2 pseudogenes are annotated in these 522 nt (G+C 54.2%); one reads left to right on the plus strand and one right to left on the minus strand.

Annotation, left to right across the window (positions count from 1 at the left end):
- Nucleotides 1-381 (plus strand): annotated as a pseudogene (locus tag J9889_RS20770) (transposase); the annotation flags it as partial.
- A gap of 20 nt (nucleotides 382-401) precedes the next feature.
- Here J9889_RS20770 and J9889_RS20775 read toward each other — a convergent pair.
- Nucleotides 402-522: pseudogene (locus J9889_RS20775) on the minus strand (IS630 family transposase); the annotation flags it as partial.

Here is a 522-nt window from a genome sequence, read left to right on the forward strand (position 1 = left end):
CTGCCTTCTGTGATGGCTGAACACGAGTTACCAGCGCGACTGATTACCATGTTGGAGAGGCTGCATGCCCATTTCAAGTATCTGGAGCAGCAAATTGCCGAGATCGACAAGGAACTGGCCAGCCAGCTTGGCGATGACGATCTTGGCCAGCGTCTGATGACAATCCCTGGTGTCGGCCCGATCACTGCCAGCGTGTTGGCCGCCGAGCTCGGTGACGGAAAACACTATCGATGTAGTCGTGATTTCGCGGCGTCAGTCGGATTGGTGCCACGCCAGTACAGTACTGGGGGCCGGGCAAACCTGAAGGGTATCAGCAAGCGTGGCGACAAAAATCTTAGACGATTGTTGGTGCAATGTGCACGAGCCTATATGCAACGGCTAAATAACTGATCCCAATAGTGCTACACCTTCGCTGTGCCATAGCCATTCCCCGGGAAAGGAGACACGGTATCCATGAAGTGTTTCACTCGGGCCAGCAGGTTTGCCATCCCTCTGCATTGATGATTGCGCGTGATGGTTTCA

It is taken from the genome of Aeromonas sp. PrichA-15, from assembly GCF_017939245.1.
GTDB lineage: Bacteria > Pseudomonadota > Gammaproteobacteria > Enterobacterales > Aeromonadaceae > Aeromonas > Aeromonas caviae.